Origin of the sequence: Mesorhizobium sp. M0074 (genome assembly GCF_040322975.1) — a bacterium.
Lineage (GTDB): Bacteria > Pseudomonadota > Alphaproteobacteria > Rhizobiales > Rhizobiaceae > Mesorhizobium.
Window position 1 is genome coordinate 1 of record NZ_JAMYUM010000092.1, and the last position, 734, is coordinate 734.

Annotated in this window: 1 protein-coding gene; it reads left to right on the forward strand. The window is 55.7% G+C overall.

The annotated features are described in order from the left end of the window. Positions 1-2 precede the first annotated feature (2 nt). A complete protein-coding gene (locus NKJ73_RS34105) occupies positions 3-662 on the forward strand; it encodes a winged helix-turn-helix domain-containing protein (protein WP_023734848.1) in 660 nt (219 codons plus the stop codon). Positions 663-734: the final 72 nt, after the last annotated feature.

The window sequence follows — 734 nt, forward strand, 5'->3', positions numbered from 1 at the left end:
CGATGCATGCCCTGAAGGTAACCGCAGTCCACGATAGCAAGCAGTTTGACTATGTTCTTTCACGTGAGCCAGTCGATCTCGTGGTTGTTGACCTTAACCTAGGCCGGGAGGATGGACTTGCGATCGTCCGCAATCTGGCGACAAAATCGGATGTTCCTATCATAGTGATCAGCGGCGACCGGCTTGATGAGGCGGAAAAAGTGGTTGCACTGGAGCTCGGCGCAACCGATTTCATTCCCAAGCCTTTCGGGATGCGCGAATTCTTGGCCCGCATTCGAGTAGCGCTACGCCAGCGCATTTCTAGTCCGCGAACCAGAGAGCAGCGCTCATTTCGCTTTGGGGCCTGGAAGCTCAGCGTGAAGCAGCGGCGACTGATCTGTGCGGAGCGTGGCGAGGTCAAGCTTACCGCATGTGAGTTCAATCTCTTGATCGCATTTCTGGAGAACCCCCGCAACGTGCTATCCAGAGAACGGCTTTTGCTCGCGAGCCGTGTGCGTGGAGAAGAGGTGTACGATCGAAGTATCGATGTCCTAATCATGCGCTTGCGCCGAAAGCTGGAGGCTGATGCGGCCAACCCTCGCCTGGTCAAAACATCCCGTGGCGCAGGGTACTTCTTCAACGCTGACGTAGATGTTAGCTACGGAGGCACGTTGGCCGCGTGACAGTGAGCTATGCTGGAGATTGGGGTGACGAGGCTGATCAAGCCTTCCAACAGTACCAGCCTGATCAATTAC

Excerpts from the sequence above, each read along its gene's own strand:
- NKJ73_RS34105 (WP_023734848.1), top strand. The coding sequence starts at position 3 with ATGCATGCCCTGAAGGTAACCGCAGTCCACGATAGCAAGCAGTTTGAC.